The 21,801-nt window shown below is 40.9% G+C and carries 18 protein-coding genes; 7 read left to right on the top strand and 11 right to left on the bottom strand.

Annotated elements, in window-relative coordinates:
- Positions 1-213: ATP-binding protein (locus tag ADS77_RS15035; protein WP_161803889.1), on the top strand; the 213-nt coding region annotated here is incomplete at its 5' end.
- 65 nt (positions 214-278) lie between these two features.
- Here ADS77_RS15035 and ADS77_RS22740 read toward each other — a convergent pair.
- A complete protein-coding gene (locus ADS77_RS22740) occupies positions 279-392 on the bottom strand; it encodes an HNH endonuclease (protein WP_161803888.1) in 114 nt (37 codons plus the stop codon).
- A 439-nt stretch (positions 393-831) separates the two neighbouring features.
- Positions 832-2,823 (bottom strand): transketolase, encoded by a 1,992-nt coding sequence (gene tkt, locus ADS77_RS15030; protein WP_054455160.1) that lies wholly within the window; start codon positions 2,821-2,823, stop codon positions 832-834.
- Positions 2,824-3,101: 278 nt separating this feature from the next.
- On the opposite strand from tkt, the gene metK reads away from it, so the two are divergent.
- Positions 3,102-4,253 (top strand): methionine adenosyltransferase, encoded by a 1,152-nt coding sequence (gene metK / locus ADS77_RS15025; RefSeq protein WP_054204302.1) that lies wholly within the window; start codon positions 3,102-3,104, stop codon positions 4,251-4,253.
- A gap of 135 nt (positions 4,254-4,388) precedes the next feature.
- Here metK and ADS77_RS15020 read toward each other — a convergent pair whose 3' ends face one another.
- Both ADS77_RS15020 and ADS77_RS15015 read right to left on the bottom strand, forming a co-directional pair.
- Positions 4,389-5,057, bottom strand: a complete 669-nt coding sequence (locus ADS77_RS15020) for an START domain-containing protein (RefSeq protein ID WP_054455158.1) — start codon at positions 5,055-5,057, stop codon at positions 4,389-4,391.
- Positions 5,058-5,087: 30 nt separating this feature from the next.
- The gene (locus tag ADS77_RS15015; protein WP_054455156.1) at positions 5,088-6,608 is read right to left on the bottom strand and encodes a CYTH and CHAD domain-containing protein; all 1,521 of its coding nucleotides are present in this window, start codon (positions 6,606-6,608) and stop codon (positions 5,088-5,090) included.
- 214 nt (positions 6,609-6,822) lie between these two features.
- Here ADS77_RS15015 and ADS77_RS15010 point away from each other — a divergent pair, with 214 nt between their 5' ends.
- Positions 6,823-7,410: a TIGR04211 family SH3 domain-containing protein gene (locus tag ADS77_RS15010; RefSeq protein WP_054204305.1), complete on the top strand. Its 588-nt coding sequence runs from the start codon at positions 6,823-6,825 to the stop codon at positions 7,408-7,410.
- A gap of 604 nt (positions 7,411-8,014) precedes the next feature.
- Here ADS77_RS15010 and ADS77_RS15005 read toward each other — a convergent pair.
- Positions 8,015-8,497: a winged helix-turn-helix transcriptional regulator gene (locus ADS77_RS15005; protein WP_054204306.1), complete on the bottom strand. Its 483-nt coding sequence runs from the start codon at positions 8,495-8,497 to the stop codon at positions 8,015-8,017.
- A gap of 170 nt (positions 8,498-8,667) precedes the next feature.
- On the opposite strand from ADS77_RS15005, the gene putA reads away from it, so the two are divergent.
- Together putA and ADS77_RS14995 are read left to right on the top strand one after the other, a co-directional pair.
- Positions 8,668-12,471, top strand: a complete 3,804-nt coding sequence (gene putA / locus ADS77_RS15000; RefSeq protein WP_054455154.1) for a bifunctional proline dehydrogenase/L-glutamate gamma-semialdehyde dehydrogenase PutA — start codon at positions 8,668-8,670, stop codon at positions 12,469-12,471.
- 115 nt (positions 12,472-12,586) lie between these two features.
- Complete coding sequence (locus ADS77_RS14995; RefSeq protein ID WP_054455164.1) at positions 12,587-13,783, top strand: HD-GYP domain-containing protein; 1,197 nt, start codon at positions 12,587-12,589, stop codon at positions 13,781-13,783.
- 157 nt (positions 13,784-13,940) lie between these two features.
- Here ADS77_RS14995 and ADS77_RS14990 read toward each other — a convergent pair whose 3' ends face one another.
- Positions 13,941-14,978, bottom strand: coding sequence for a general secretion pathway protein GspB (locus ADS77_RS14990; protein WP_054455152.1), 1,038 nt, complete (start codon positions 14,976-14,978; stop codon positions 13,941-13,943).
- Positions 14,979-14,990: 12 nt separating this feature from the next.
- A complete protein-coding gene (locus ADS77_RS14985) occupies positions 14,991-15,908 on the bottom strand; it encodes an ExeA family protein (RefSeq protein WP_054204309.1) in 918 nt (305 codons plus the stop codon).
- A 128-nt stretch (positions 15,909-16,036) separates the two neighbouring features.
- On the opposite strand from ADS77_RS14985, the gene ADS77_RS14980 reads away from it, so the two are divergent.
- A complete protein-coding gene (locus tag ADS77_RS14980; protein ID WP_054455151.1) occupies positions 16,037-17,146 on the top strand; it encodes a tRNA nucleotidyltransferase in 1,110 nt (369 codons plus the stop codon).
- Between the two features lie 6 nt (positions 17,147-17,152).
- Here the strand turns inward: ADS77_RS14980 and ADS77_RS14975 are convergent, their stop codons facing one another.
- The 4 genes from ADS77_RS14975 to ADS77_RS14960 all read right to left on the bottom strand — a co-directional run bounded on the left by ADS77_RS14975 (position 17,153) and on the right by ADS77_RS14960 (position 20,502).
- Complete coding sequence (locus ADS77_RS14975; protein ID WP_054204311.1) at positions 17,153-17,662, bottom strand: DUF1566 domain-containing protein; 510 nt, start codon at positions 17,660-17,662, stop codon at positions 17,153-17,155.
- Positions 17,659-19,329, bottom strand: coding sequence for a DUF1566 domain-containing protein (locus tag ADS77_RS14970; RefSeq protein WP_054455149.1), 1,671 nt, complete (start codon positions 19,327-19,329; stop codon positions 17,659-17,661). The genes ADS77_RS14975 and ADS77_RS14970 overlap by 4 nt, the downstream gene beginning before the upstream one ends.
- Positions 19,330-19,425: 96 nt before the next feature.
- Positions 19,426-19,758, bottom strand: a complete 333-nt coding sequence (locus ADS77_RS14965) for a hypothetical protein (protein WP_054204313.1) — start codon at positions 19,756-19,758, stop codon at positions 19,426-19,428.
- A gap of 12 nt (positions 19,759-19,770) precedes the next feature.
- Entirely contained in the window at positions 19,771-20,502 is a 732-nt protein-coding gene (locus ADS77_RS14960; protein ID WP_054455147.1) for a DUF2982 domain-containing protein, read from the bottom strand.
- A gap of 244 nt (positions 20,503-20,746) precedes the next feature.
- Between ADS77_RS14960 and ADS77_RS14955 the strand changes: the two genes are divergently transcribed.
- Positions 20,747-21,799, top strand: a complete 1,053-nt coding sequence (locus tag ADS77_RS14955) for an efflux RND transporter periplasmic adaptor subunit (protein WP_054204315.1) — start codon at positions 20,747-20,749, stop codon at positions 21,797-21,799.
- Positions 21,800-21,801: the final 2 nt, after the last annotated feature.

Raw genomic sequence — 21,801 nt, 5'->3', positions numbered from 1 at the left:
TTACTCGAATTAATCGATGCGCGATATGGGTATAAATCACACATAATAATAAGTCAGCTCCCGCAGGAAAACTGGCATGAGATGATCGGAGAATCAACCCATGCTGACGCCATTTTAGATAGGCTAATTCATGGTTCGATTAAGTTGAACTTAAAAGGAGAATCGATACGAAAACAGTTAAATAAATTGACTGATGATGATCAGTTAAGCTAATTTAAAAACGGCTCTACAAAATGATAAATCAGGTGWTCAAAGCTGATGAGAATCGGTGATCAAAGTCATGAGAATACGCAGAGTGAACCACCAATGAATTCTGGAACGATATGTTCATCTGTTAATGAATTCAGTTCTGATATTGGGTTTTCACCCTTGCAAATTATGCATGTTGTCATTTGATATTCCTTGAGCCTAACATTTTTATAGTACGATCACCGCGCATATTCCTGCTGGCTTAACGCTCATTTTTCTAATTTATATGCTTTTAACAAATTACCTAAGGTATTACTATCAAAAAGCTTTTGTTCTGCTTAGGTCAAGATCCTGAGTTTCGCTCCGCTCTACCAGACCTACGCGCTAAAGCACGACCTACAAAAACAGCGTGCAAAGCAAGTTTCACGCTAACAAGAATTAAAAAATAAACGAGAATATAGAGTAAAGAATAACAGGGGGCTGAAGCGTCAATATAATCGGGGCTAAAGCACCCTCCTACGGCTTTTCCCTAGCACTGTGCCTCGGATTATTTTTATCTGACGGCTGGCGGCTGAAAGCTCCATACAAAAAAGCCCGCGCTGCGTAAACACAGTGCGGGCTTTTAAATTTTAGCCGTAAAAATTAAAACAATTCGTTTGCTTTGCTTACGATGTTTTCTACCGTGAAGCCAAAGTGCTCAAACAGCTCGTTAGCTGGGGCTGACTCACCAAAGGTGGTCATGCCTACTACTGCGCCATTTAGCCCTACGTACTTGTACCAGTAATCAGCAATACCCGCCTCTACTGCTACGCGGCGTGAAACTGCAGCCGGTAATACGCTTTCTTTATAAGCGGCGTCTTGTGCATCAAACACGTCAGTCGATGGCATTGATACAACGCGTACTTTTTTACCTTGCTTACGTAATTCAGCCGCTGAGTCTTGTGCTAATTGCACTTCAGAACCAGTCGCGATAAAGATAAGCTCAGGCTCGCCATCACAGCTAAGTACATAACCGCCTTTTTTCACGTCACTTAATTGCTGCGCTGAGCGTGTTTGCTGAGCTAAGCCTTGGCGAGTAAAAATAAGTGAGGTTGGACCGTCTTTACGTTCAATCGCTTGTTGCCATGCAATTGCAGATTCAACTTGGTCACATGGGCGCCAGTTAACTAGGTTAGGCGTTAAACGCATACTCGCAATTTGCTCAACTGGTTGGTGAGTTGGACCATCTTCACCTAAACCGATTGAATCGTGCGTGTATACAAATATGCTTGGCACTTTCATCAGCGCGGCCATACGTACTGCGTTACGTGCGTATTCCATAAACATTAAGAAAGTAGCACCGTAAGGAATAAAACCTTTATGTAGTGCAATACCATTCATAATGGCTGACATACCAAACTCGCGTACACCGTAGTAGATGTAGTTACCGCTGGCATCATTTGCTTCAAGGCCTTTAGAGCCTTTCCAAATTGTTAGGTTAGAGCCTGCTAAATCGGCAGATCCGCCCATAAATTCAGGCAGTAACGGGCCAAATGCGTTTAATGCATCTTGCGACGCTTTACGTGATGCAGGATTTGCTGGGTTTGCATCAAGCTGCTCAATGTACGCTTGTGATTTCTCGCTCCAATCAGCTGGCAGCTCGCTACGAGTACGACGTTTAAACTCAGCAGCAAGTTCTGGGTGTGCGCTTGCATACGCTGCAAATTTTTCATCCCAGCTTGCTTCTAGTTGCTTGCCTTTTTCTTTGCCATCCCACTCGCTGTAAATATCAGCTGGGATTTCAAATGCTTCACCAGTCCAACCAAGGAACTCGCGCGCGGCTTTGATCTCGTCTTCACCTAGTGGTGCACCGTGACAATCATGGCTACCTGATTTATTAGGTGAACCGTAGCCAATCACTGTTTTACAACAAATCAGTGTTGGTTTATCAGTGATGCTACGCGCTTCTTCGATTGCTGCGCGAATAGCATCTGAGTCATGGCCATCAACGCCGCTCACTACATGCCAGCCGTAGGCTTTAAAGCGTGCTGGGGTGTCGTCGCTAAACCAACCTTCAACTTCGCCATCAATTGAAATACCGTTGTCATCCCAAAATGCTACTAACTTACCAAGGCCTAATGTACCAGCAAGTGAACATGCTTCATGAGAAATACCTTCCATTAAGCAGCCATCGCCTAGGAATGTATAGGTATGGTGATCAACAATATCGTGACCTTCGCGGTTAAATTGGGCAGCGAGTGCTTTTTCTGCAATCGCCATACCTACCGCGTTTGTGATCCCTTGACCAAGTGGGCCCGTAGTGGTTTCGATACCTGGCGCATAACCGTATTCTGGATGCCCTGGTGTTTTAGAATGCATTTGACGGAAGTTTTTAATTTCGTCAATTGGTAAATCATAACCACTTAAATGCAATAGAGAATAAATAAGCATTGAACCGTGGCCATTGGAAAGTATAAATCGATCTCTGTCTACCCACTCTGGATTTGTTGGATTGTGGTTTAGATAATCGCGCCATAGTACTTCTGCGATATCAGCCATGCCCATAGGGGCTCCAGGGTGACCAGATTTGGCCTGTTGTACTGCGTCCATTGATAAGACGCGAATAGCATTTGCAAGTTCTTTGCGAGACGGCATGAATTCTCCTACCTTTACTGTATTTGCGCTGATTTGTGTGTATGTAACTTTGAACGCCCATTCTTACTTATTCTGGGTGCTGTGTGCAATTAAAAATCCCTATAAATTATAGGTACAAAGGAGTTTTATTCAGAACTAAAAGTTATTAGTAATTTTTTTTAGACGTCTAGGCGTAAAAACACTATGCAACTATCGTTGTTTTAGATAAAATACGCCCCTTAATTTTTTAGCGCTCTTACCGACGTTTGTGAAGCGCAATATTTGTGAGCACAAAGACAATGGCAAAACATTTATTTACTTCTGAATCAGTTTCTGAAGGTCATCCGGATAAAATTGCGGATCAAATCTCTGACGCGGTACTTGATGCCATCTTAGAGCAAGATTCTCATGCACGTGTTGCGTGTGAAACTTACGTAAAGACTGGTATGGTTATGGTTGGTGGTGAAATCACTACTAGCGCATGGGTTGATATTGAAGAAATCACCCGTAAAACTGTACGTGAAATTGGCTACACTCATTCTGATATGGGTTTTGACGCTGATTCGTGTGCAATTTTAAACACTATCGGTAAGCAATCTCCTGATATCAACCAAGGTGTTGACCGTACAAGCCCTGAAGAACAAGGCGCTGGCGACCAAGGCCTAATGTTTGGTTACGCATGTAACGAAACAGAAGTACTTATGCCTGCACCAATCACTTACTCACACCGTTTAGTACAGCGCCAAGCGCAAGTACGTAAAAGCGGCGAGCTTAACTGGTTACGTCCAGATGCAAAATCTCAAGTTACCTTTGCATACGAAAATGGCAAACCTGTAGGCATTGATGCCGTTGTTCTTTCTACTCAGCACAGTGAAGATATTTCACAAAAAGATTTAGTAGAAGCGGTGATGGAAACTATCATCAAGCCAGTACTACCTGCTGAACTAATTACAAGTGCGACTAAGTTCTTTATCAACCCTACTGGCCGTTTTGTTATCGGTGGACCAATGGGCGACTGTGGTCTTACGGGCCGTAAAATCATCGTTGATACTTACGGCGGCATGGCTCGTCACGGCGGCGGTGCATTCTCTGGTAAAGATCCATCAAAAGTTGACCGTAGCGCGGCATACGCTGCACGCTACGTTGCTAAAAACATTGTTGCTGCTGGTCTTGCTGACAAGTGTGAGCTACAAGTGTCTTACGCAATTGGTGTTGCAGAGCCTACGTCTATCAGTGTTGAAACGTTTGGTACAAGTAAGCTTGAAGAGTCACGTTTAATCGAACTTATTCGTGAACATTTTGACCTACGCCCTTACGGCTTAATTCAAATGCTTGATCTTGAGCGCCCTATTTATCTACCAACAGCGGCTTACGGCCACTTTGGTCGTGATGAATTCCCATGGGAACGCACAGATAAAGCAGACGCACTTCGCGCAGCAGCTGGCCTATAATTTCAGCCTCTGTATGAATAAAAAAAGCGCCTTCTGGCGCTTTTTTTATACTCGTAAACTCTATCCATTTGTACTTAATGACTTTTACTATAATTTCATGGTAATAAAGTTAATCTGATAAATAATTTAAATTTTTTATGCTGCTTTGGCGGTGCACTCACCGATTTTGCTAACGGTGTTATTGGTCTGAAAATCTTTGCTTAATAACTTTTTCTCTAACGTGAGCATAGTTAAAAGAGCACTTTTAAGGCCAACCTTATTACTTATCCAATGCGGTATAGCGCCACCGGGATCTGCATATATTTCATGAACAATCGTTAATTGTGGCAACCCTTGGACTATTTTTTCGCTTAAAAGCCAACTACCTTCTATTTCAGTAATGCGGATCATATTAGGCTGTTCATCAAAGTAATCCGGATATGCCGAAATTTTCAGCTCAGTGTCCGTATTGTTTAATCGCTTATAACAAGAATAACTCACCATATCGCGATCTGAGACAGGCCATGGTGAGTCTAATTGAGTGTACACGACAGTTTCTGAGGGGCTTAATCTTGCTAAAACTTTGACACTCTTAACATTTTCAATCCATTGCGGCGCATTCTCTGCATCACTAAGTAACGCCATAAAATCACCAGCATTCGTGTTACTAACAGTCACTGTACCGCGTACTTCAAAAATACCATTATCATGTTTTTTGTAGTGAATGCTAACACCATTCTGATGCTTCCATAATTGCCATGACTTTACTTCGGCCACTGCACTCTCACTGCAAAACAGCGCAATAAATAATAATTTTTGCCACATACACTATCCCTATGCACTCGCTAAATATGGTTATAACCAATAAGGTGAAATTTTATATGAAGCTAATCGACTTTGTTCCATTGCGCTTACTAAATATTCCGATTTTTTCTCAAGCCAGTTTTGAATTTTTGCAAGTTCGTCATCATCTTGCCCCGCACATAACTGCTTTAAATACTCAAGCGTACTGAGTTCATACATACCATGAGAAATATCAAGCCAAGGAATGCGGAACTCATTGCGATCGTCTTTTTCAAACAAAGAGCCAAGGCAATTACCACTGAGCAAACTGTTTTCTAAGCGAGTACGTAAATTTAAATAATCTTTAAAAGTCAGTGTTTTTTGTTCTGGCAGTAATTGGTGTAGGTCTTTCCAATCTTTATCAAATAATCGAGGCGCAATATCAGCAACGGGCTGCTCTGCGGCTTGAAATTGTGTTTGCCCCCAACTCTTTCGCCATTGCTTATCAACCAACCATGTTGTTAGTGATAACAATAAGCGGTTGTAGCGTGCACTGTGAAACAGTCGATTAATATCTTCAATGCTAGGTTGCAGCTCTTTTAAGTCATTTATGACTTGTGTTAGTTCTGGCGCGCTGTTAATTTTTTTATAATAGGCATGACGTTTAGAGGTATATGTTTTTAATTGAATTGCATTCTCTACCCACGCTAACTCACTTAGGAGCCATTTAAGCTCTGTTCGTAATCGTTCCGTGGTGTTTTTATCTACAATATCATCAAATAACCAGAAGGTATGACGTATCAAGCTAATACCGTCAGTCACACGTTTGAGGGTTTTTAAACTTGGTTTGTCAAAATAGCATTGCTCATGCTTTTGTACAAAACGAATGCCAAAACTTATAGCCTCAATGAGAGCTTGCTCTTGTGTTGCATTATTAGGCAAAGAAACAAAACCAATTGATTTACTCGGCTTAAGTGGTTTTTCATCCGCTAGGCGATAGCCTCGTGCCGCTTTTGAGTATAACCCTAAACGAATATTACTTTGTCCAACTAGTATATCGGCTAAAGTAAACAATTCATTGCGGCTTCCTTCTACAAGCTCTATCTCAAGCTCACAGATCGGTTCTACCTTTGCAGATGCTGCTACTTCGCCTTTATCTAGGACGACCTCAATTTTAGCGCCACTGTTTGTTTCTATTAACCACGTGCGGCGAATAAAGTTAGTACTAAAAATAGGATAAAGGTTTTGTGCAATTACATTTACTTGCATACCATGCGGCCAAATATTAGCATCGAATGCACTTAAATCTGGACGAGAACCGTCCAAAGGTAAATTGTACTCTGGACGTTGATGCAAACCGCCCATAACTTCACCTGCGAGCTTAATTGTCTGCTCACATTGATTGTCAGCACAACGTGTTCGAAAGCCTATATCTAATGCCCTAAGCTCACGGCTCGGCGTGTCAAAGTAAGCATTTTGCAAACTACGAGATGGCTTATTGGTAACGGTTTTAGCAAATTGAGTAATTAACGCGGGGATCAGTGGAATAACGGCATCTGACACCAAAAACTTCAGTTCTATCTCAGTATCCATTAGGCTTGAGGATTACCTTTAAAATAAATAAGAGCTCAAAATAAACAAAGCAGCCCAACATTGCAAATATTTTAGCTGATTGAGCCTTTATGCTCACATACACGATTACAATATCAGCCTTGCTATTAGAGCGTTAAATCCATACTATCTCACTACTTAACTATGAAAAACACTATTGCCGTAGCAGTCACGGTTACATTAACAAGGTAGATTGATGTTAAAACATTCTTTATTAGCGTTGCTGCTTGCAGCTGCTACATTTATGAGCCACGCAGAGCAGGCCGATGAAAAAACCGCTTATATAGTTGATAACCTTTATACATTTATGCATTCAGGTTCGAGTAAAAATTACCGTATTATTGGCTCTGTTGATGCTGGTACTAAGCTAACTCTTACTTCATCTGAAGAAAATGGTTTTTTTAAAGTAATCGATGATAAAGAACGTGAAGGTTGGGTTGAAGCCAAGTTCATTTCTCAAACAGCTGGTATCCATCAACAATATCGTACTTTGAGCTCTGAAATGACATCAATGCAAGAGCAACTTCGTCAAGCTCAAATTGAATTACCTCAGCTTCAAGAACAAAACCAAACGCTGACAGACCAAAATAATGTTCTTTCTGAGCAAATAATTAAACTTAAAAGCACCTTAGAAGCTGAGCGCACCCAAAAACAGCAAGCAGGCGCGAAAGAAAAACGTCAGCTACTAACTTACGGCGGTGCAATTGCATTCATCGGTTTATTTTTAGGCATTATTCTTACTATCGTATTATCGCGTCGTAAGCGCTATGACGGCTGGGCGTAAGCGTTAAATAATATATTAGATATAAAAAAAGCACCCTTGGGTGCTTTTTTTATATGCGATGTAATTAATATTACGCGGGATAACCCCCCACCTACATGTTGGTAGCAGTGAGTTAATCTCACGATAATCACTTTATCTTTACGCTGGCAAGCAACGCTCCTACAAGTAATGCAATCACCGCGCTCCTGTAGGTCGCCATTTATGGCGACAATAATTATTTTACCACCGAGAGCAGAGAGGCGCTTTGCGCTGCACAGAGTAAATCCTAACTGACATTAATTTCTTTTTGGTGATCTTATGTGGAGAGTTAAACATGCACGGGGTAAACCCCCGCCTACATGTTGGTAGCAGTGAGTTAACATCGCGATAATCACTTTATCTTTACGGTGCCAAACAACGCTCCTACAAGTAATGCAAGCACCGCGCCCCTGTAGGTCGCCATTTATGGCGACAATAATTATTTTACCACCGAGAGCACAGAGGCGCTTTGCGCTGCACAGAGTAAATCCTGACTAACATTAATTTCTTTTTGGTGAGCTTATGTTGGGAATTAAACATGCACGGGGTAAACCCCCGCCTACATGTTGGTAGCAGTGAGTTAAATTTAAGTGTCGAGTCTAAGTCCGCTGTCTTGTTTGATTTTCTCTATCACCATATAAGTGTGATGTGTACCAACCCCAGGGATATCAACTAAATCACCTAATACTTGGCGGTACTCATCCATATCTGATACGCGGATTTTCAGTAAATAATCATAGCCACCAGCGACCATATCGCACTCAACAACTTGATTAATTTTTAAAATATGCTCACGGAATATTTTAAACACCGCAGTGTTGGAGGTCACTAAAGATACTTGCACATGCGCAAGCAAACTTTGGTTTAGCTTGGCTTCGCTCAATTTAGCAAAGTAGCCTTCTATGTAGCCCTCTTGTTCGAGTCGTTTTACTCTATCTAGACAAGGGCTAGGGCTTAAGTTAACCTGCTTTGCGAGGTTAACATTAGATATTCTGCCATTTTTTTGCAGTACATCTAATATTGCTAAATCGATACGATCAAGCAGGCGTAATCTATTCGAACTTGTCATAACAGAATTTTATGCGGATAAGTTAAAGGTATGCCCTGTAAATTATCGTAAAACGCCAAATTTAACCAGCATATTCTGCTGGAATTTAATTAGAATGCACGCATTACGCAACATGATAATCGAGCAGCATACTTTTTTAGCTGCAAGACTCCACACACCAGAGGTTACTTATGTTATTCAACGGCGATTTGACAACAACGTGTCCAATTCGACAAAAGATCCGTGACTTTTACCGCATTGACGAAAATGCTGTAATTGATCACATTTTACCCCTTGCCGAAGTAGGCGTTAAAGCCCGTAGCCGCGCATGGGAACGTGCTCGTCAGATAGTTCACAATATTCGTCGTGATCAAGATGGTCAAAGCGGTGTTGATGCACTATTAAATGAATTCTCACTTTCGAGTGAAGAAGGTGTGGTATTAATGTGTTTAGCAGAAGCCCTGCTACGTGTGCCAGATAAAGCAACTCAAGATACCTTGATCCGCGATAAGCTTGCAAAAGGCGACTGGAGCTCTCACTTAGGTAGCAGTGATTCGTTATTTGTAAACGCATCATCTTGGGGTCTATTAGTTACCGGTAAAATGGTTAACTACACTGATAAAACCAAAGAACAGCAGTTTGGTGTATTGAAGAAAACGATTGGTCGCTTAGGCGAACCGGTTATTCGCAAATCAGTAAATTTTGCCATGAAAATCATGGGTAAGCAGTTCGTTATGGGCCGTACGATTGACGAAGCTATCGAACGTGCTGCTGAAAAAGAACAAAAAGGCTATGTATACTCATACGATATGCTAGGTGAAGGCGCGCGCACCATGAAAGATGCGGATCGCTACTTCAATAGCTATATGAATGCGATTCATGCCATAGGTAAAGCCGCTAATGGCCGTGGTCCAGTAAAAAGTCCAGGCATATCTGTAAAGCTTTCTGCAATTCATCCTCGTTATGAATTCACGCATAAAGAACGCGTGATGAACGAGATCGTGCCTAAGCTCAAAGAGCTAGCAATGGTTGCTAAAAGCTATGACATTGGCTTTACCGTTGATGCTGAAGAAGCTGACCGTCTTGATATCTCGCTTGATGTCATCGAAGCTGTATTTAGCGATGATGACCTAGCTGATTGGAATGGTTTTGGCTTAGCAGTACAAGCGTACCAAAAACGCGCAATTTTTGTGATTGAATGGTTAACTGAACTTGCCAGCCGCGTTGGCCGTAAGATGATGGTACGTTTAGTTAAAGGCGCATACTGGGATACCGAAATCAAAACCACACAACAAGATGGTTTAGATCACTTTCCTGTATTTACACGTAAAGCAACCACTGATGTTTCTTACAAAGCCTGTGCAATTAAATTACTTGAAGCACGTGATGTGCTTTATCCACAGTTTGCAACACACAATGCTTACACTGCAGCGACTATTTTAGAAGTTGCAAAAGGTGATAACCAAGGTTTTGAATTTCAACGTTTACACGGTATGGGCGAATCATTATTTGATCAAATCGTTACTGAAGAAAAAATCCAGTGTCGTGTGTATGCTCCAGTAGGCCAACACGAAGATCTACTTGCTTATTTGGTTCGTCGTTTACTTGAAAACGGTGCAAACTCTTCATTCGTAAATGCGATTGTTGATACGACTAAACCTGTTGAATCGTTACTGCCGGATCCGGTTGAAACACTCCAAGGCTTACGTAACAAGTACAATACACAAATCAAAATGCCAATTGATTTATATGGCGAAGAACGTGCAAACTCAAAAGGCATGGACTTAACTGATATCAATATCATTACGCCATTCAAAGAAAATCTTGATACTTGGTTTACAGAGCACCGTATTACAGCAACGGATGTACCTGAAGGTTCATTAGCCGTTAAAAACCCTGCAAATCATCAAGAAATCATTGGTCACGTCAAACTACACTCTAGTGATGACATGCTGACCTTGCTAAGCAATGCTGAAACAGCGTTTGAATCATGGTCACAAACACCTGTAAAAGATCGTGCTAATTTACTGCGCCGCATTGCTGATATTTTAGAGCGTCATCACGATGAGCTAGTGGCTATTTGTATCAAAGAAGCTGGTAAAATAGCGCAAGACGGTATTGATGAAGTACGTGAAGCCGTTGATTTTTGTCGCTACTACGCAGCACGCGCTGAAGAGCTAAGTGAAGATGAGCGTTTTGAAGCTCGCGGCGTGATCTTATGTATCAGCCCATGGAACTTCCCACTGGCAATCTTTTTAGGTCAAGTTGCCGCTGCAATCGTAACGGGTAACACCGTAATTGCAAAACCAGCTGAGCAAACAAGTTATATTGCACTACGTACTATTGAACTTATGTTATCTGTTGGCTTACCTGAGTTTGTTGTACAGGCTGTAGTAGCTCGCGGTAGCGATGTGGGTAAAACGATTGTTCCTGATGAACGTATTCAAGCTGTTATGTTTACTGGTTCAACTGAAACCGGCACAATCATTTCGCAAACTCTTGCTGCTCGTAACGATATTCAAGTACCACTCATTGCCGAAACAGGTGGCCAAAACTGTATGATCGTCGATTCTACAGCGCTACCTGAGCAAGTTGTTGATGATGTGATCAGTTCTGGCTTTCAAAGTGCCGGCCAACGTTGTTCTGCGCTTCGTGTATTATTTTTACAAGAAGACATTGCTGATGGCGTGATTGAGATGATCAAAGGCGCGCTTAAAGAGTTACACGTAGGCGACCCTTCATTGCTATCAACCGACATTGGTCCTGTAATCGATGAAAAAGCGCTTAAGAACTTAAACGATCATGTGGAGTACCTAAAAGGTAACGCAACACTGCATTATCAATGTGATATTCCAGATAATAGCGAAAATGGCGCGTATTTCTTTGCTCCTCGTTTATACGAAATCAAAGATTTGTCAGTGCTTAAACGTGAAGTATTTGGCCCATGTGTTCACATCATTCGCTTTAAAGGTTCAGACCTTGATAACGTAATTGATCAAATTAACAACACTGGGTTTGGCCTAACAATGGGTATTCATTCACGCATAGAAGAGCGTTGTGAATACTTAGCGAAAATGTCGCGTGCGGGCAATGTTTACGTTAACCGTAACATGATTGGTGCAATCGTTGGTGTGCAACCATTTGGTGGCCGTGGCCTTTCTGGCACAGGTCCTAAAGCAGGTGGCCCTAACTACCTACAACGTTTAGTGAAAGAAAAAGCATCGCCAGATAACGTACAAATGACTAACCTAACGCCTGACGAGCTTGATTTACACCACTACTCGGGTGCAAATGAGCAAGTTGAAAAGTTAATGGCCAACTCAATGCGTGACGAGAAAATCTGGCGCGCAACACCTCTTAATGACCGCGTTTCTGCGGTACGTCAACTACTGGCTAAAATAGCAACTGTTGACATTATTGACGAGCTTGCGGACGATTTAGCCCTTACACTTGCCGATGCACGTGCACAGCTTAACCGTCTTGAAAAACACATGCGCAAACATACAACGTTGCCTGGGCCAACGGGTGAATCAAATACCCTGCACCTTGAAGCGCGTGGTTGTGTAGTGTGTTATGCGGATAAGAGCACGTCATTTAATTTCTGGGCAATTTCAATTATCACAGCACTCGCTGCCGGTAATACTGTAATCACTGTAGCCTCTGAAATATTCTATGACGAAGCGGTTGCCTTTAAAGATAAATTTATCTCTACCGGCGTTGCTGAAGGTGTTTTACAAGTAGCTAAACCTAACCAGTTGCAAGCGCTTTTAGCACACCCTCATTTAGCCGGCGCAGTAGTTGCAGCTCGTTCTTCTCGTTTAGGTTACTTTAGCCAACAGCTTGCAGGACGCAAAGGTGCGATATTGCCAGTGATAAGCTCAGAATACTACGACACGCTAATCAAGCGCTTAGTCACAGAAAAGACTATAAGTATTGATACAACAGCCTCTGGCGGTAATACATCGCTAATGACGTTAGTAGAAGACGACGAATAAATACGTAATAAGTACTAAAGGGCGCTAAATAGCGCCCTTTTTCATGTCTATTACTACAGTTATAAGCAAAAGTTTGCTAGGTTTAAAGAACAACCACTTTAACGAAGTAAATAATTTGAAGACCATCCCTATTAATCAACTTCTCCCTGGTATGTTTGTTCAGAACGTGACGAAACAAACTGGAAAAATTAAGATCAAAAACCAAGGTTGGGTTAAAACGCAAACAGGGATCGATAAACTTATTAAAGCCGGTATATTAGAGGTTGAAATTGATCCTGATAAAACCATCGTAGATCCAAGTACAGAGCATACTTGTGATGAAATTATTGACGATACCCCCAAGCAACGTGATCCTTGGCTAACAGCTAATAGTGTCGAACAAGAAATGCATAAAGCCAATAGGCTTTATACAGAAGCAAAACAACTGCAAAGCAAAGCATTTACCGATATTAAAGCAGGTAATACAATTGATATTGCACCATTTAAAGAATTAGCGAACGGCTTTATAGATTCTGTATTTCGCAATCAAGATGCGCTTGCATGTATCACTCGTATGCGTGAAAAAGACACCTACCTATTAGAGCATTCAATCAATGTTTCTATTTTAATAAGTATTTTTGCCAAACACTTAGGCTTTGAAAAAGATCTCATCGAAGAGCTCGCTACAGGCGCTCTCCTACATGATATTGGAAAAATTCAGATCCCCGATGAAATTTTAAATAAGCCTGGTAAGCTAACCGAACAAGAATATAAAGTTATTCAAGATCATGCACTCTTTAGTAAGCAAATTTTAGAAAAAGCAGGACTAACCGGGATCGCTGTCGATATTGCAGGTTTTCATCATGAGCGTTTAGATGGCAGCGGTTACCCATTTGGTAAACCTGCGAATGAAATAAGCCAATACGTGCGTATGGCCTCTATTGTTGATGTATATGATGCACTTACAGCTGAGCGCGTGTACAAAGCAGGTATGGAGCCAATAAAAGCCTTTAAAATATTAAAAGACGGTTGCCCTGACAGTTTTGATGGCGAGTTACTCACTAAGTTTATTCAATGCATAGGTATTCATCCTGTTGGCACCTTAGTTAAACTATCGAGTCAAAAAGTGGGGTTGGTTACTAAAAGTAACCCTGCAAGCCCACTCAAACCTCAAGTAAAAACGTTTTATCATGCCAAACACGCACGCTATACTGAAGTGCAAGATATTGATCTTGCTCACAGTCGCAACCAAGATGCGTTAGAAGGTGCAGTCAAACCCGCAGATTTTAATATTGATTTAATTCGCTTTTTTAAACATTCAATTTTGCCTTAAGATCCATTGACCCGTCAGGATTAAAATTTATTCAATCTAGGGGCGATTTAATCGCGGCGTGTAGTTTGTAATCGAGTGGGCTAAGTAAAAGTCGAGCAAAGCTTCCATGTCCTGCTCACGTCTAAACATCCATGTAGATACTCGGGAGTTAATCCCCCTACTGTGGCCAATCTTGCAGCGCCTTTAAGCTAAACTCATAATCATCAAAGCTCAATACGGTTTGCTCGGGGGTGATCTCTAAAATTCTAAAGTCGCCCATTCTATCGCCTTCATATAACTCACGGTTATTAAGTTTCACCCAACGTTTATCCGGTGATGATGAGTAGATATGCGCTTGATACTTAATCTGTGGTATTAAAGCCAATAAGGCATCGGGTAACAATTCTATCGGTTCTGCATAAGATGAATTTTTAGTCCCTTGCGTTATTTGATGAGTCTGCGTATTTTGCGTATCTTCAATGGCACGTGCAAATGCATTTTTAAGGGCTGTAGGTACAATCTCTAACTCTTCTTCGGTCACGGTAGCTACTGGTTTAGGTTTGGCCGGTGCTTGTTCGCCTAACGGCTTACCTAATACTTTGTATTTGCTCATATCGATACTGCTAGCGCTGGTATTTGGTGCTTGTTGTACTTGCTGTACTTGCATTACATTCGGGTTATATTGTTGCTGAGGTGGCGCGGTATAAACCTGCTGATAGCCATTCGGTGTTTGTACTAGCATTGGTTGACTTTGCGAATAAGTCGGCACTGTATTTACAGGTACTTGCACCCACTGGTATTGACCCGAGTTTTGTTGAGGTATTTGCTGATTAATTGGCTGAACTATTTGTGGTTGTGGCTGTGCTACAATTTGCGGCACAACCGCACTGACTGTTGGTTGCGCCGTAGTGTTATTAACGGGCACTTGATTCGTTATTTTTGGGACCGCATCGTTTTTCTTTTCTTCTTCTACGCCAACAGCAATAATTTTATCTGACGCTACAAGTGCATCACCTTGACTGTTCTGCAACCATTTACCAATTGAAAAGCCAGCCATGAGTGTCAATATAAAGCCGACTAGTAAACCCAATGAGATAGCAATGAAACGATAACGCTGTAACTCTTTTTGCTGTTTTTCTTGCTCAGCAGTGCGATCATGCGCTGCAGCTTCATCATGTTGTTGCGATTGTTTTAATGCATCTAATAAATACGACATAAATTACCACTACTAAAAAATAAACGACAAGCCAATACCCATACTAAGCACGACTAAAAAAGCCACAGGGAAAAGCCAATGGTAAGATGTTTTATCAGTCTTTAGTTCACTGCTTAACGTTGTTGGCGGCAAAGCCTCTTGTGCTGAACGCATCACGATATCGCTATCTATCATCATGAGTTGCTTAGAAAATGCGCCTACTAAACATCGCTCACACAATAAGTTAACTAACCGTGGAACGCCCATGGTCAGCAAGTATAATGCCTTTAATGCATCTTGAGTGAAAATTGTACGATCACAACCTGCAACGTAAAGTCGGTGTTTTACATAGGCAAATGTTTGCCCTTGCGTTAATGGCAGTAAATGATAGCGAGCCGTGATCCGCTGTGCCAATTGACGCAACTCATTACGTTTAAGTAAATCGTTTAATTCAGGCTGACCAATTAATACTATTTGTAATAATTTTTTATGGTTCGTTTCTATATTCGTTAACAAACGTAGCTGTTCTAATACATCGGGCGATAGCAGCTGTGCCTCATCAATGATTAAAATTGTATGGCCACCACTAGCATGATTTGCTTCTAAGTGTTTTTTAATTGCATCTGTTAACGTTTTTAGAGTCGCATTTTGCTCATCATAACCAATACTAAATCCATCACAAATACTGGCTAATAACTCTAATTCAGAAAGTGCGGGATTATAAATTAATGCCACTTGGGTATTTTCAGGCAACTGATCTTGCAAGCTTCGCGTTAGCGTAGTTTTACCCGTACCCACTTCGCCAGTTAATAAAACGAACCCTCCCGCTTCGCCTAACCCATAGGTCAAATGCGCTAAAGCTTCTTTATGGCGTTCACTTAAAAATAAGTACTGTGGATTCGGCGCGATTGAAAACGGTTTTTCTGACAAGCCAAAATAGCTTAAATACACCCTAAATATCCTTGCTTAGTAAATCAGCGTCTATAATGGCAAAAAAATGCGCTAAGTGAAAACCTTGTTAGCATTTTATTCGTGAAATAACGTAAAATAACCTGCACAGTTAATACTTAGGGTGAAATATGCAAGTTTATTTGGTCGGTGGAGCAGTTCGTGATGAACTATTAGGGCGGGTCATCAAGGAACGTGACTATGTAATCGTCGGTGCAACTTCGGAGCAACTACTCAAGCAAGGCTATCAACAGGTCGGTAAAGATTTTCCTGTTTTTTTGCACCCACAAACCAAAGACGAATACGCGCTCGCCCGCACAGAGCGTAAACAAGGAAAAGGGTACACAGGTTTTGTATGTGAGTTTTCTCCCGATGTAACCCTTGAAGATGACTTGCGCCGTAGAGATTTAACTGTAAATGCAATTGCAAAAGCTGAAGATGGTAGCTTAATAGACCCTTATCACGGAAAACGAGATTTAGATGCTCGTATTTTACGTCATGTTTCACAAGCATTTAGTGAAGATCCGCTACGTATACTTCGCATCGCTCGCTTTGCTGCGCGTTATCACTACCTTGGTTTTACAATTGCAAAAGAGACACAAAGCTTATTAAAGGCAATGGTCGAACGCGGTGAATTAAATACTCTAACACCTGAACGCATTTGGCTAGAATGCGAAAAGTCATTGACCGATGGTGCTTTTGATCATTTTTTAAATACGCTGGCACATCTCAACGCGCTTAGTGTGATTAGCCCCGCTTTAGCAAATATATGGAATGATCAGCTATTCCAAAAGCTACAAGCACGCTTTGAGTATGCTAAAAAATATAATATTACCGACAATGCGCTGCTATTTAGCCAAATCACGAGCAAACTCAATAGCGATGAAATAAGCGCAATCGCTAAAGCAATTAGGTTACCTAATGATGCGCGTGATCTTGCCCTGCATGCCTCGCAGCATCAACATGTTTTAACAAGCGCTACAATACACCCTGAACAGCTTTTATTTAGCTGTAATAAGCTTGATTTATGGCGACGTCCTGAACGCTTTAGTGCCGTACTTAAGGCCATAGAGATAGCTAATTGTTCAGTAATTAAAAATCAGCAATTACTGCTTCAAGCCAGCAAAGAAGCAAGAGCAATCAACCCAAAGCAATTTATTGACCAAGGCATTAAAGGCGCAGATATAAAAACCGCGCTAGAACATGCGCGGTTAGAAGTATTTAAACGTTACTTTCGTTAAAGATATTTATTTTTCATAACGAACAAAGCGTAAATAAACATTAGAAGTTTTTGCATGTAGGCTGTTAAGCCCTTTATCAAATTGATACACCCATGCAAATGTTTTATCAGCTATCCCCGACGTATTAGTCCAGTAGTTTTCACTTTTATTGCCTTTGAAAACGCTCTCATTAATACTAGGGGTAACGCAGCGGTGCTCTAATATACTAGCGAGTTCTTTAATACTTGGTACTTGCCAATCGCTATAATTACCGGTGCGATCATTTACAGCTCCCCGTAATGCTTCTTGCCAAGTAATTTTTAGTGCATTATTCTCACATAAACCACTATCACTATTATAAGTTTGTCCATAACTACAGCTTTGCCACATTAATCCTGTAACGCTGTCACTTATCGTACCATCCGTATTAACTGTAAAACGCTCTGTGGGTGTTGTTTCTGGGATACCATCATAACAAGATTGCGCAACGGCCATTACAGGGCTCAAGAGTAAAAGACTGATTAAGGCTATTTTCATTGTGATTCTCCTGCTGTTCTTACTAAGCGGACAAATGCAGTATTATTTTTTGGATACGCCAAGTCATTACCATCATTCATATCAATAATATAAGCCTGCGATAAACTGGTGCCATCAGCAGCTGTTTGCGCACTCCAATAGCGTAAATGAGTGAGTAAACTGACACTTGGTGTATTAGGGAAAAAATCACTATCAATAAGCACAGATTGCCCCTGTTTTGAGTAATTTAACAAACTCAATAACTCCGGGTAAGTTGGTACACGCCAGTTTGTTCCGCCACAGTAATCTAGGCTATTAACGGCATCAACATAAGCTTGCAGGCCACAATGAGATATTGTTGAACACGTATCTGAAGAGCCCGCCACACTGCCCTGCTGTATGCCATTACTGCTTGTTAAATACCACGTGTAGTGATTTTGCCCTTCTCGAAGTTGTGTACTACTTGGCAGTGTGCCTGTGTTAGGGCTTTTCACTTCCCAAATTAAGCCACTAACATTATCGCGAATACAGCTAAAGTCCGCTGCATCGTCAGCAATTTCATCGGCGAATTCATTGAGTTTGGTGAAATCAAATGCCAGCTCGCCTTTGCCAACTTTATCTATATGCGTACCCACAACACTATCGCGTCCTAGCGCGGCGTCTTGGCGTGGAAAGTCAGGACTAGTACACGCTATTTCTTGGGTATTATTAAAGCATTTTGCCATACCAGTATCATTGATCAAACCCAGTGGTTTTGAGTTCACAACAACATCAACGGTATCACTATCCGAACGTCCTTGACTGTCTGTAACCGTCACTTCAAATGTCATGGTATTAACTGCATCGGTTGTCGGGGCTATAAACGAAGTTATACATTGATCTTGGTTATCTAATGAAACGCTTCCAACGGTTTGCTCCCACTGACAATTAAATGTTGTGGTCACTACTTCGCTATTCGTTGCATTTAACGTTACTTTTTCAAGCTCAATAACACTTTGATCTTCACCCGCTTTAGCTATCACCACATTATTTGTTTTATTAAGTATATGAGTATGCTGCGTACTTGCCTCACCGCCTTCATCATCAACAACGGTCAACTGCCATATTACCGTGGTGTTTTTATCCAACAACGGATGAGTAAAGCTAATAGTTTGGCTTTTATAATCACTGATTTCGAGTGTTGGACCTGCAATTTTTTGCCAGTTGTAGCTACTAATACTGCCATTTTCATCTGGATCGATTGATGTAGCTGCACTTAAAGTAATTGTATCTTGATAAACTGACGGCAGTATTGTAGGTGCAGTTTGGGTTACGACTGCTTGAGGAAGTTGGTTATTCGACTGAATACTAATCAGCACATCATCGCTGACTAACTTACCATCTGGACTTTGATAGTTAACACGCAGCACAAGCTCACTGTCGGCTTTAATGTCAGGTGCAAGTACGGTTTGAGAAGCGCCTTCTAAAGGAAAACCTTCAACTATTGGACCACTCACTCTTTGCCACGTGTATGTACCGTCAACAGGAGAGCCTTTCGCTTCGATTGTAAATTCGCTTTTTTCGATAATTTGTTGATCAACACCTGCATTCACTGATGCAGCAATAACGGGGTTATCATTACCTCCTCCGCCTCCACCACATGCTGTCAATAAACCTAAAAGTGAACAAACCATTAAAGGGGATTTCATACACTGCGTCCTCATCTTAACCAAATAAATTCCGTAGTATTAAAATCTACGCTAATTTATATATTAAGCAACTACAGTGCCAGTAAGAAGTAAATACTATAAATAACTATCTTGATGAATACGAACAAACAGTTTAGTACCGATTTTACTATAATCTACTTTGTATTCACGCCCATCCAATGCCTGAATGAACAATAAACGTTTTTCTTCACCAAACACATCAGCACTGCCAATATAAACCATATCTAAGTAACGCTCTTTTGCCTCACGGCGATTTTTTGGCAGATCTTCTTTAAATGGCTCTAAACCGTTTTGAGTAACTTTTATTTTAGGGTGAGTTTCAGAGTTCACGATAACTAAATCGAGTTTTTTCTCTTTGTGGATTATTGTATTTCGGCCACTTTTAATAAAAGATCTATCTTGACTCATCGCTTCATCCTACTAACATCTATTTTGGCTTTTCGCCTTTAATTGGGACTCAATAAATACCCTAGGGTTTCTTTTCCAGGTATTTAAACTTTGGCAGAAATCCCAGATATTTCTGTCTAATACACTCGCGGGCAACAATAAATCATACCCTGTAAGTTGCTGTAAATGTCGCATTCTATTTGCGAACATTGCGATTAATCCATTAAAGTTGCGACCATTGGTAGAGGTATAAAAATTATCTTCACTTAACCATTCTGATGGGCAATTGCCATTTTTGCAATGTTTTTGGACTGCCTGCATAAAAAGATGGCGCTGCTCAATTAATAATTTACCAGCAATTCTTGGAGATAGCTGCAATAAAAATTCATCTGTATCGTTAAGTTTAATACCTACAGCATTTAACTCAAGTTTTTCCAATGTTTGGTCGGTTTTAGGTATACCCGCATGATTAAAATTAGCATGCGTTAAAGCCCAATACCCGTATTTATGTTCATACCTAAGATACTGTTCTGCCATTATTAAACTATAAAAAGGTTCTTGGGTTTTCAAAAAACCAACAAACACAGCGGCAATCGACATACTTATTAAAAATATTTCAACAATACTAATCTCACCTGGGCGCAGTAAGTTAAAAAGCATAATAAATATGACACCAAAAGCACCAACCAGCAAAATTTCTATGCCATGACAAGCACCTTGAGCCCGTAGCTTTAAAATCCCAGGGTCAGACTTAAGCTTAACCATAACGATAAAAAACCATGTAAAAAACAAACATAATAATTGCCCAAAGTACTATTTTTCGCATTTTCAAGCAACGACGACAGGTAGTAGAAAACTTCATAACACTCTCTTTTAAAATAAAAAACAGGTACAAATAGGTAATTAATTTTATTTTTACGCCTAATGCACAAATTTACGAGATACGTGACAGCTCTTTGTCGCCGTTATTTCGTACACTACATACAATTAATTTTTTGGTATTACTAAGATGTACTCAAAGCAATCAGGCAAGGCGCTATTTCCATTTATTATTACCCTACTTATTGGGTTATCGGTTTATCTTTATTTACCCAGCAGCCAAGGTAAGCAATCTGGGTTTACAAGCTCGGCAACACAAGTAACGGCTCACGCAGTCGCAAGTGAAGAAAATGCGATTCTTATTGAGGCTATCGGCAGTGCACGCGCTAATCAAGCAATTTATATAAAAAGCGCACAAAATGATTACATTACTCACATCTACTTTAAAGATGGTGATCTAGTTAATAAAGGCCAAAAGCTCGCTCAGTTACAATCACAACAAGAAGAGCTAACGGTTAAAGAGCTAGCTATTAATCTACGAGAAGAAAAGCGCCAACTCCAACGTTTAACGGAACTTTCCCGCTCACAAGCTACGGCAAAATCACTGTTAGAAGAACAGTTATCACGCGTTGATGCTACCGAAGCGAAATTAGATAATGCCAAAACAAAATTAGCAGAAATGACAATTACAGCCCCGTTTGCTGGTGTGTTAGGTAAACGTCAAATATCTGTCGGTGCATACGTTAATAACAGTACCGCCATCACCACCTTAGATGATATCAGCATCATTAAAGTCGATTTCAAAGTACCAGAAAAATACTTAGCTCAATTACAGCTTGGTATGAAAGTTATGACACAGAATGACGCTTACCCAGGCACAACCTTTACAGGAAAAGTAACGCATGTAAGCTCTCGTATCGATGCCGTAACTCGCAGTGTTGAAGTAACAGCCAGTTTTGCCAATAACAATACTTTATTACGCCCTGGTATGCTGCTTAATACCGCACTAGAGCTTAGTTCAAATCAAGCAATAATGGTGCCCGAAAAAGCGATTATTCCGCAACAAGACAAACATTATGTTTTTCAGATAACGGATGGTGTCGCAACTAAAGTTGAGGTGCATGTAACAGGTCGTCATAACGGCTGGGTTGCAATTGATGAAGGAATTAGTGCAGGCCAGCTTGTTGTGACTGAAGGAATTATTAAAATTCGTTCAGGCAGTAAAGTTACAGTGAAGGGGTGATC

Source organism: Pseudoalteromonas porphyrae (assembly GCF_001298125.1).
GTDB lineage: Bacteria > Pseudomonadota > Gammaproteobacteria > Enterobacterales > Alteromonadaceae > Pseudoalteromonas > Pseudoalteromonas neustonica.
This window is presented reverse-complemented; position numbering and strand designations above follow the sequence as displayed.

Excerpts from the sequence above, each read along its gene's own strand:
- ADS77_RS22740 (WP_161803888.1), bottom strand. The coding sequence starts at position 392 with ATGACAACATGCATAATTTGCAAGGGTGAAAACCCAATATCAGAACTG.
- tkt (WP_054455160.1), bottom strand. The coding sequence starts at position 2,823 with ATGCCGTCTCGCAAAGAACTTGCAAATGCTATTCGCGTCTTATCAATG.
- metK (WP_054204302.1), top strand. The coding sequence starts at position 3,102 with ATGGCAAAACATTTATTTACTTCTGAATCAGTTTCTGAAGGTCATCCG.
- ADS77_RS15020 (WP_054455158.1), bottom strand. The coding sequence starts at position 5,057 with ATGTGGCAAAAATTATTATTTATTGCGCTGTTTTGCAGTGAGAGTGCA.
- ADS77_RS15015 (WP_054455156.1), bottom strand. The coding sequence starts at position 6,608 with ATGGATACTGAGATAGAACTGAAGTTTTTGGTGTCAGATGCCGTTATT.
- ADS77_RS15010 (WP_054204305.1), top strand. The coding sequence starts at position 6,823 with ATGTTAAAACATTCTTTATTAGCGTTGCTGCTTGCAGCTGCTACATTT.
- ADS77_RS15005 (WP_054204306.1), bottom strand. The coding sequence starts at position 8,497 with ATGACAAGTTCGAATAGATTACGCCTGCTTGATCGTATCGATTTAGCA.
- putA (WP_054455154.1), top strand. The coding sequence starts at position 8,668 with ATGTTATTCAACGGCGATTTGACAACAACGTGTCCAATTCGACAAAAG.
- ADS77_RS14990 (WP_054455152.1), bottom strand. The coding sequence starts at position 14,978 with ATGTCGTATTTATTAGATGCATTAAAACAATCGCAACAACATGATGAA.
- ADS77_RS14980 (WP_054455151.1), top strand. The coding sequence starts at position 16,037 with ATGCAAGTTTATTTGGTCGGTGGAGCAGTTCGTGATGAACTATTAGGG.
- ADS77_RS14975 (WP_054204311.1), bottom strand. The coding sequence starts at position 17,662 with ATGAAAATAGCCTTAATCAGTCTTTTACTCTTGAGCCCTGTAATGGCC.
- ADS77_RS14970 (WP_054455149.1), bottom strand. The coding sequence starts at position 19,329 with ATGAAATCCCCTTTAATGGTTTGTTCACTTTTAGGTTTATTGACAGCA.
- ADS77_RS14965 (WP_054204313.1), bottom strand. The coding sequence starts at position 19,758 with ATGAGTCAAGATAGATCTTTTATTAAAAGTGGCCGAAATACAATAATC.
- ADS77_RS14960 (WP_054455147.1), bottom strand. The coding sequence starts at position 20,502 with ATGGTTAAGCTTAAGTCTGACCCTGGGATTTTAAAGCTACGGGCTCAA.
- ADS77_RS14955 (WP_054204315.1), top strand. The coding sequence starts at position 20,747 with ATGTACTCAAAGCAATCAGGCAAGGCGCTATTTCCATTTATTATTACC.